Source organism: Stenotrophomonas sp. AGC87 (assembly GCF_057333975.1).
Genome location: NZ_JBHFHW010000008.1, coordinates 40,451 through 49,361, shown reverse-complemented (window position 1 = coordinate 49,361; position 8,911 = coordinate 40,451). Strand labels below are relative to the sequence as shown.

Annotated in this window: 9 protein-coding genes and 2 riboswitches; of the genes, 5 read left to right on the top strand and 4 right to left on the bottom strand. The window is 67.4% G+C overall.

What is annotated here, in order from left to right; translation table 11 throughout:
- The 3 genes from ACE026_RS03595 to ACE026_RS03585 form a co-directional block, all read right to left on the bottom strand.
- The coding region (locus ACE026_RS03595) for an efflux RND transporter permease subunit (RefSeq protein WP_486037894.1) at nucleotides 1-2,534 on the bottom strand (2,534 nt) is incomplete at its 3' end.
- Entirely contained in the window at nucleotides 2,531-3,646 is a 1,116-nt protein-coding gene (locus ACE026_RS03590; protein ID WP_486037891.1) for an MdtA/MuxA family multidrug efflux RND transporter periplasmic adaptor subunit, read from the bottom strand. The genes ACE026_RS03590 and ACE026_RS03595, both read right to left, overlap by 4 nt.
- Nucleotides 3,647-3,900: 254 nt before the next feature.
- The gene (locus tag ACE026_RS03585) at nucleotides 3,901-4,518 is read right to left on the bottom strand and encodes a trimeric intracellular cation channel family protein (protein WP_019183564.1); all 618 of its coding nucleotides are present in this window, start codon (nucleotides 4,516-4,518) and stop codon (nucleotides 3,901-3,903) included.
- Between the two features lie 92 nt (nucleotides 4,519-4,610).
- Nucleotides 4,611-4,702: riboswitch (glycine riboswitch) on the bottom strand.
- An 8-nt stretch (nucleotides 4,703-4,710) separates the two neighbouring features.
- Nucleotides 4,711-4,804, bottom strand: a riboswitch (glycine riboswitch).
- A gap of 44 nt (nucleotides 4,805-4,848) precedes the next feature.
- On the opposite strand from ACE026_RS03585, the gene ACE026_RS03580 reads away from it, so the two are divergent.
- The 3 genes from ACE026_RS03580 (at nucleotide 4,849) to ACE026_RS03570 (ending at nucleotide 5,967) form a co-directional block, all read left to right on the top strand.
- Complete coding sequence (locus ACE026_RS03580) at nucleotides 4,849-5,118, top strand: GIY-YIG nuclease family protein (protein WP_486037889.1); 270 nt, start codon at nucleotides 4,849-4,851, stop codon at nucleotides 5,116-5,118.
- Nucleotides 5,119-5,212: 94 nt separating this feature from the next.
- Complete coding sequence (locus ACE026_RS03575; RefSeq protein WP_486037888.1) at nucleotides 5,213-5,536, top strand: hypothetical protein; 324 nt, start codon at nucleotides 5,213-5,215, stop codon at nucleotides 5,534-5,536.
- A gap of 86 nt (nucleotides 5,537-5,622) precedes the next feature.
- On the top strand, nucleotides 5,623-5,967 hold the full coding sequence (locus ACE026_RS03570; protein ID WP_486037886.1) for a ribonuclease E inhibitor RraB: 345 nt from the start codon (nucleotides 5,623-5,625) through the stop codon (nucleotides 5,965-5,967).
- Here ACE026_RS03570 and ACE026_RS03565 read toward each other — a convergent pair whose 3' ends face one another.
- Nucleotides 5,968-7,260, bottom strand: coding sequence for an NAD(P)/FAD-dependent oxidoreductase (locus tag ACE026_RS03565; protein ID WP_486037884.1), 1,293 nt, complete (start codon nucleotides 7,258-7,260; stop codon nucleotides 5,968-5,970).
- A 162-nt stretch (nucleotides 7,261-7,422) separates the two neighbouring features.
- Between ACE026_RS03565 and ACE026_RS03560 the strand changes: the two genes are divergently transcribed.
- Together ACE026_RS03560 and ACE026_RS03555 are read left to right on the top strand one after the other, a co-directional pair.
- Nucleotides 7,423-8,184: an NYN domain-containing protein gene (locus ACE026_RS03560; RefSeq protein ID WP_088433653.1), complete on the top strand. Its 762-nt coding sequence runs from the start codon at nucleotides 7,423-7,425 to the stop codon at nucleotides 8,182-8,184.
- A gap of 75 nt (nucleotides 8,185-8,259) precedes the next feature.
- Complete coding sequence (locus ACE026_RS03555) at nucleotides 8,260-8,880, top strand: glutathione S-transferase family protein (protein ID WP_265308800.1); 621 nt, start codon at nucleotides 8,260-8,262, stop codon at nucleotides 8,878-8,880.
- The last annotated feature ends 31 nt before the right edge of the window (nucleotides 8,881-8,911 follow it).

Here is an 8,911-nt window from a genome sequence, read left to right as displayed (position 1 = left end):
CGCAGTTCGACGCTGGCCGGCAGGCCGATCGCGGCGCGTGCGCCTTCGATGGCCTGCACCGCTTCGCCCAGCGATGCCTCCGGGGCGAGGTTGAAGGAGAACGTCACCGCCGGGAACTGGCCGACATGGTTGATCAGCAGCTGCGCGGGGCGCTGTTCGATCCGGGCGATGCCGCCCAGCGGCACCTGCCGTCCGTCCGGCCCGGTGACGTGCAGGCGTGCGATCGCATCCGGGCCGAAGGCCACGTCCGGGCGCGCTTCCAGCACCACGCGGTACTGGTTGGCCTGGGTGAAGATGGTCGAGATCTGGCGCTGCCCGAACGCGTCGTACAGCGCATCGGCGATGGTCTCCACGCTGATGCCCAGGCGCGCCGCGGCGACCCGGTCGATCACCACGTGTGCCTGCAGCCCTTGGTTCTGCAGATCGCTGGCGACGTCAGCCAGCGCCGGTGCCTGCTGCAGATGCTCGAGCAGGCGTGGGGTCCACGTTTCCAGCTGCGCGATGTCCGGGCTGGTCAGGGTGAACTGGTACTGGGTACGGCTGATCCGGTCTTCGATACCCAGTTCCTGCACCGGCTGCAGATACAGCCTGATGCCCGGTACATGCGCCACGCGCTGCTGCAGCCGCGCGATGATCGCCTGCGCATCGGCATCGCGCTGTGCGTGCGGTTTCAATTCGATCAGAAGACGCCCACTGTTGAGCGTGGCGTTGTTGCCGTCCACACCGATGAACGAGGACAGGCTGGCCACGTCCTCATCCTCCAGCAACGCCGCCGACAATGCCTGCTGGCGCTGCGCCATTGCCTGGAAGGAGATCGACTGCGGCGCCTCGCTGATGCCCTGGATCAGCCCGGCATCCTGCACCGGGAAAAAGCCCTTGGGCACCCACACGTACAGCAGCGCCGTCAGCACCAGCGTGGCGACGGTGGCGGCCAGCATCAGCGGCTGGCGCTGCAGCACCCAGTGCAGCTGGCGATCGTAGACCGCCACCACGCGGTCGAACGGGTCGCCCTGCTGCGCCGATTCCTGCCCATCGGCATCGCGGCGGGTGGCGTGGCCGGCCTTGAGCAGGCGCGCGCACATCATCGGCGTCAGCGTCAGCGAGACCAGCAGCGAGATGCCGATCGCCACCGCCAAGGTGATCGCGAATTCGTGGAACAGCTTGCCGACCACGTCGGCCATGAACAGCAGCGGGATCAGCACCGCGATCAACGACAGGGTCAGCGAGATCAGCGTGAAGCCGATCTGCCTGGCGCCCTTCAGTGCCGCCTGCATCGGCGTGGCACCGCGCTCCAGATGACGGGCGATGTTCTCCAGCATCACGATCGCATCGTCCACCACGAAGCCGGTGGCGATGGTCAGCGCCATCAGGGTGAGATTGTTGAGCGAGAAGCCGGCCAGCAGCATCACCCCGAACGTGCCGACCAGCGACAGCGGGACCGCGATGCTGGGAATGATCGTGGCCGGGATGTTGCGCAGGAACAGGAAGGTGACCATCACCACCAGCGCGATCGCGATCAGCAGCTCGTGCTGCACGCCGCGGATGGACGCGCGGATCGATTCGGTGCGATCGCTGAGGATGGCCACATCCACACCGGCCGGCAGCGAGGCCTGCAGCTGCGGCAGCAGCGCACGCACCTGGTCGACCACGGCGATCACGTTCGCGCCGGGCTGGCGCTGGATGTTGATCAGCACCGCCGGGGTGGTGCCTGACCACGCGGCCAGCTGGCGGTTCTCGGCGCCATCTTCGATGGTGGCCACGTCGCCCAGGCGCAGCGGTGCGCCATCCTTCCAGGCCAGGATCAGCGCACGGTACTCGGCTACTGAGCGCATCTGATCGTTGGCATCGAGCATGATCGCGCGGGTCGGCCCGTCGAAGCTGCCCTTGGGCATGTTGACGTTGGCCGTGCCGATCGCGGTGCGGATGCTGGCCATGCTCAGCCCGTTGGCGGCCAGCGCGGACGGATTGACCTGGATGCGCACCGCCGGGCGCTGCCCGCCGGCCAGGCTGACCAGGCCGACGCCGGGCAGCTGCGAGAGGCGCTGTGCCATGCGCGTATCGACCAGATCGTGCACCTGCGGCAGCGAGAGGCCCTGCGAGGTCACTGCCAAGGTCAGGATCGGTGTATCGGCCGGGTTGACCTTGCGGTACACCGGCGGCACCGGCAGGTCATCGGGCAGGAAGCTGTCGGCGGCGTTGATCGCGGCCTGCACTTCCTGCTCGGCCACGCCGAGCGCGACCTCCAGCGAGAACTGCAGGGTGATCACCGACGCGCCGCCGGAGCTGGTCGAGGACATCTGCTTCAGGCCGGGAATCTGCCCGAGTTGCCGTTCCAGCGGCGCGGTGACCGCGCTGGTGGTGACGTCCGGGCTGGCGCCGGGGTACAGCGTGGTGATCTGGATGATCGGGTAATCGACCTGCGGCAGTGCCGCGACCGGCAGCAGGCGATAGGCCATCACGCCGGACAGCAGCAGCGCCACCATCAGCAGCGTGGTCGCGACCGGGCGCTCGATGAAGGGGCGCGAGAGGTTCATGCGCCGGTCCGCGGCGGGTCCTGCTCCACCACCTCGACCTTGGCGCCTTCGCGGAGCCCATCGATGCCTTCCACCACCACGCGCTCGCCAGCCTTGAGGCCTTCGCGCACCGAGACGCGCTCGCCATCGGCCGGGCCGAGCACCACGGTGCGCAGGTGCGAGGTGGCATCGGCCGCGATCACGTAGACATAGCTGCCCTTGCTGCCGAACTGCACGGCGGCATTGGGAATCACCACCGCATCGCTGCTGCTGACCTGCAGGCGCACGTTGACGAACTGGTTGGGGAACAGAGACTCATCGGCGTTGGCGAACTGCGCGCGCAGTTTCAGCGTGCCGGTGGCGGTATCGATGCGGTTGTCCAGGCTGGAGAGCACGCCATCGCCCAGTGCAGTGCGCTCCTCGCGGTCCCAGGCTTCCACGGTCAGCTGCGGATTGGCGCGTGCGGCAGCCACCACCGCCGGCAGGTCCGGCTCGGGCACGGTGAACAGCACGCTGATCGGGGTGGTCTGGGTGATGGTTGCCAGCGGCTCGGTATCGCCACTGCGCACCAGGTTGCCGACATCGACATTGCGCAGGCCCATGCGCCCGGCCACCGGTGCGGTGATGCGGGTGTACTGCAGCTGCAGGCGTGCTTCATCCACCGCCGCCTGGTCGGTCTGGCGACGGCCCTGCAGCTGGCGCACCTTGCTCTGCTGATCGCTCAGGTCCTGCGCGGAGACGAAGTGCTTGCTCTGCAGTTCGGCGAAGCGCTTGAGCTGGCTTTCGGCATTGTCCAGCTCGGCCAGGTTCTGCTGCTGGGTGCCCAGCGCACGCGAGAGCTGCACCTGGAACGGGCGCGGATCGATCTCGGCCAGCAGCTCGCCGGCGGTGACGTGCTGGCCCTCGGAGAATGCCAGGCGCAGCAGCTCGCCATCCACGCGGCTGCGGATGCTCACCGTATGCAGCGGGGTCACCGTGCCCAGCGCTTTCAGGCGCACCACCAGATCTTCCTGCGTCGCAGTGGCCACACGCACCGGGGTCGGCTGCGGCCCCCCGGACGGGCCGGCGGCGGGGGCGGGCGAGAGCACTTTCCATGCAGCGATGGCGGCCAGGCCGACAGCGGCAGCGATCAACAGCGGTGTGACCATACGACGGCGAGACGACGGGGGCGTTGAAGCGGACATACGCATCCTGCGCACCCTCCACCGGAGCAGTGCGTCCATGGGGACCGGCCGAGTGCGGCAGGTCAACGGGGGAGAGGGTGTCTGGCGGGGCAGCGGGTGGAACACCGCCGCGTGGCTGGATGCCGTTCGAATGGAACGGGAGCGCCATGATACAGGGCCGGGCCGCTCAAGCTCCCGTGACCTTGGTCATGCCCGCGGGTGCGTCAATGCACCTCGTCGCGGTACACGAACTTCGGCATTTCCCACTTGAAGTGGATGGCCAGCAGGCGGAACAGGAAGCCACCGCCCAGGCACCACAGCGTGGCTGCGTTGAGCGATACACCGAGTTCCAGCAGGGTCAGGTAGGCCGCGCCGGTGAGCAGGGTGATCACGGCATACAGTTCTTTCTGGAAGATCAGCGGGACCTCGTTGCACAGCACATCGCGCAGCACGCCGCCGAACGCGCCGGTCAGCATGCCGGCGATCAGGATGATCGGCACGGTGTGCCCGCCTTCGCGCGCGACCGCGCAGCCGATGAGCGTGAACGCGATCAGGCCCAGCCCATCGAGCACCAGGAAGGTGCGCCGGAAGTGATGCATCCAGCGGGCGACCCAGGTGGCGATCAGTGCCGCGCAGATGGTGAAGCCCAGGTACTCCGGGTGCTTCACCCAGCCCAGCGGGTAATGGCCGAGCACGATGTCGCGCAGCGAGCCACCGCCGAGCGCGGTGACGCAGGCGATGATGACCACGCCGAACAGGTCCATGCGGCGGCGGCCGGCCGACAGCGCGCCGGTCATGGCTTCGGCCGAGATGGCGATGAGGTAGATCAGGGAGAGCAGCATGGGGTGGCTCCGGGGGACACATCAGGCGGGGACGGAAACGCGCACGCATCACGCCAGCGCCGCTGCACTGTCGTGGGGTGGGATTCCGTTGCCGCTCCCGCTGTCCTTTTGCCTGAGAGTTCGGTGGCCAAGGCCACGTGCCCCTTCGGCGGGTCATTGAAGACCTCTCTCCAGATCGGCGTGTCGGATGCATGGTTGGTGGCTGTGCAGCCACCGGCCTGAGCGATTATGGGAGCCTGCGCCTTCGGCGGGCGCCAGCGCGGCGCCTCTCTCCTGCATCCGGGGCGGATTCTAGCAGCCGCCGGGCCCATACCGGGGGATAATCCCGGTATGCCCGCTGAACCCGCCCTCTGGTACCTGTACCTGCTTGAATGCCGCAACGGCAGCTATTACGCCGGCATCAGCAACGACGTGGACGCACGCTTCCAGGCCCATCTCGCCGGCAAAGGGGCGAAGTACACCCGGGCCAACCCACCGGTGAAGGTGCTGGCGATGCGCGCCTACCCGGACCGCGCGACGGCGTCGAAGGCCGAGTGGCAGCTGAAGCAGCAACCGCGCGAGCGCAAGCTGGCGTGGCTGGCGCTTGCCGAGCCAGGGTAGCGCCGGGCGCCTGCCCTGCGTGACGCGTTCTCCTCTGGTCGCCCTGACATCGATCTGATTGACTGCGCGCCGGATGAGCACGACGGAGGCAGCCATGGCGGATATCGAGCGACAGAAAGCGGGCCGGATGATCGGTACGGTCGTCCTCGCCGGGATTACCTATCTCGATGGGGACGGGAAGGTGATCCGGCACCGCCAGATGTTCGGGACAGTACTCCGGATCAACCAGAGCGAAGGCCTGGTGCTCGCCAGTGGCCTGGATGGCAAAGAGGTCGCGCTGCCGCCGGACCTGGCGCAGTATTACCGAGCGGAACCGGGCACGTACCGTCTTCATTCGTTGGATCGAACGGTGGTGGATCCGGACTATCTCTCAACCTGGAACGTGTATGTGGCCGGCGGTGATGGCCCGGCGAAGTGAGCGCTGGCCCAGCTTGTCCCGCTGCTCGCTGAGCGCATACCATCGATCGACCTTCGTTGATCCGCTTGCCCAAGCCCTGGAGTGCCATGTCCCGCGATCTGTCGTTGTACCCGGAAGATGAGAATGGCGATGTGCTCTGGAACATGCTGCAGGATGGCGATGATCTGTCGATTCCGCGCGAGATCGATTTCGCGCTGATCTTCCCGACCCAGGACGTGGCGATCGCCTTCGCCGTGCACCTGCTCAAGAACGACCAGAAGGTGTCCTTCGCCGCCTACGAGGGCAACGAAGACTACCCGTGGCAGGTGGTGGTGCACCCGCTGATGCTGCCGACCCACCAGAACATCGCCGGCTTCGAAGGTCTGCTGGCCAGCGAGGCGGTCTCCTACAGCGGCCAGGTGGATGGCTGGGGCTGTCTGTCGCAGGGATGATCAGGGCGTGGGCGGTCGTTTCGGCCGGCGATCGTCCTGTGCATCGCCGAAGATGATCCGCGCGCTGCGCTGGTAGCTCCAGTACGCCACCGCCCAGTTCAGCAGCACCACCACGCGGTTGCGGAAGCCGATCAGGAAGAACACATGCGCAGCCAGCCAGAACCACCAGGCCAGCACGCCGGAGAGCTGCAGCCGGCCGAGGTGGACGATCGCGGCCATGCGGCCGATGGTCGCCAGGTTGCCGAAGTCCTGGTACTTGAACGCGCCGGGCGCGGACTTGCCGGCCAGACGCGCCTGGATCGTGGTGGCCACGTGCTTGCCCATCTGCTTGGCCGCCGGCGCGACGCCGGGCACCGGCTTGCCGTCGGCCTGGGTCAGTGCCGCCAGGTCACCGGCAACGAAGATCTCCGGGTGGCCCTCCAGGGTGAGGTCAGGCTGCACCGGCACGCGGCCGGCGCGGTCCAGTGGCACGTCCAGCGTGCGCGCCAGCGGTGAGGCGGCGACACCGGCGGCCCAGACCACGGTGCGGGCCTCGACGAAGCGCTCGCCGAGCTGGAAGCCTTCGGCAGTGATGTCGCTGACCGGCGTGCCGGTGAGCACTTCCACGCCCAGCTTTTCCAGCTGACGGCGCGCCTTGAGCGAGAGCAACTCGGGGAAGGTGGACAGCACGCGCGGGCCGGCTTCGACCAGGCGGACCTTGGCCGAGGCGGGATCGATATGGCGGAACTCATTGCGCAGCGTGTGCCGCGCGATCTCGGCCAGGGTCCCGGCCAGTTCCACGCCGGTGGGGCCGCCACCGACCACGGCGAAACTCAGCCACGCCGCTTTGCGCGCGGGATCGGGTTCGGCCTCGGCGCGCTCGAAGGCGAGCAGCAGCTTGCGGCGCAGCGCGATGGCATCGTCCAGCGTCTTCAGGCCCGGCGCATCGGCGGCCCATTCGTCGTGGCCGAAGTAGGCATGGGTGGCGCCGGTGCACAGCATCAGGGTGTCGTAGGTAATCTGCGTGCCATCGGCCAGCGTCGCGGTGCGCGCGGCCTTGTCGATGTCGGTCACTTCACCCAGGCGCACTTCCACATTGCGCTGGTGACCGAGGATGTGGCGCAGCGGCGCGGCGATATCCGGCGCGGACAGGCCTGCGGTGGCCACCTGGTAGAGCAGCGGCTGGAACAGATGGTGGTTGCGACGGTCCACCAGGGTGATGCGCACGTGCGCCGAGGCGAGGGCACGGGTGGCCCAGAGGCCGGCAAAACCGCCACCGATGATGAGCAGGTGGGGCGTGGGATCGCGGGTCATGCTTCACTCCTTGGCGGGCGCCGGAGGGGGGCGGCGCAGGTCGTCTCGTGATGCGGCCCATGGTCGCACGTGAAGCGCTGTGTTCACGTCGATGGCCGATACTAAGTTCAGGGGCCATCGCGCTTGCCCGATGGCCGATCCGATCCCGCCCAGGAGACCGAGATGTCCGAACCGGAAAAGCGCATCGCCCTGTTGATCGATGCCGACAACGCGCCCTCTTCCAAGATTGACGCGGTGCTGGCTGAAGTCGCCCGCTACGGCGTGGCCAATGTCCGCCGTGCCTACGGCAACTGGAAGAGCCCGCGGTTGAAAGGGTGGGAGTCCGTGCTGCACGAGTACGCGATCCGCCCGATCCAGCAGTTCGCCTACAGCCGTGGCAAGAATGCCTCGGACATGGCGATGGTGATCGACGCGATGGACATGCTGTACGCGCGCAATCTGGACGGCTTTGCGATCGTCTCCAGCGATGCGGATTTCACCCCGCTGGTGATGCGCCTGCTGACCGACGGGGTCAAGGTGTACGGCTTCGGCGAAAAGAAAACGCCCGAGCCGTTCGTCAACGCCTGCTCTAAGTTCACCTACATCGAAGCGCTGGGCCAACCCCATGCGGCCGATCAGGAGGTGGAACAGGACAACGAGGAAACCCGCCCGCGCAAGAGCGGCCCGGAGCTGCGCAACGACACCCGGCTGGTGCAGATGCTGCGCCGCGCGGTGACCTCGGCCGAAGCCGAGGATGGCTGGTCACACCTGGGCCCGGTCGGCAGCCAGATCGGCAACCAGGCCTCGTTCGATTCGCGCAATTACGGGTACAGCAAACTCAGCGATCTGCTGGCCGCGACCGGCCTGTTCGAGATGAAGAAGGACGGCAAATCGACCTATGTGCGCGCACTGCCCAAGAAGAGTGCGGCGAAGGCGGCGAAGTAACAGCCCGCCGTTGGGCGTATCGTAGCGGCACCGCGCGACCCCGCTGCCGCGCATCGACGATACGGGAATCCGATCATGCTGAAAATCTGGGGCCGTCGCAATTCCAGCAACGTGCGCAAAGTGCTGTGGTGTGCCGAAGAGATCGGCGCGCCGTACGAGTCGATCGAGGTCGGCGGTGCCTTCGGTGGCACGCAGTCGCCGGAATACCGCGCGATGAATCCGAACGGGCTGGTGCCGGTGATCGAGGACCAGGGCCTGCCGTTGTGGGAATCCAACACGATCGTGCGCTATCTCTGCGCGCGCTACGCGCTGGGCACGCTGTACCCGGAAGACGTGGTGGCGCGCGCGCAGTCGGAGAAGTGGATGGACTGGACCACCTCGACCTTCGCCGGTGTGTTCCGCGATCTGTTCTGGGGCACGTTGCGGACCGCGCCCGCTGATCGGGACGAGGCGCGCATCGCTGCCGCACTGGTGCGTTCCGGTGAGCTGCTGGCGATGGCCGATGAGGCGTTGTCGCGGCAGCCGTATCTGTCCGGCGAGCAGTTCGCGATGGGCGATATCCCGCTGGGCGCCTTCATCTATGCCTGGTTCGAGATGCCGATCCAGCGCCCGGACCTGCCGCATCTGGCCGCGTGGTACGAACGGCTGAAGCAGCGGCCGGCGTATCAGCGTGGGGTCATGACGGCGTTGACCTGATCGGGTTGCCGGCCAGCGGCCGGCACTACCT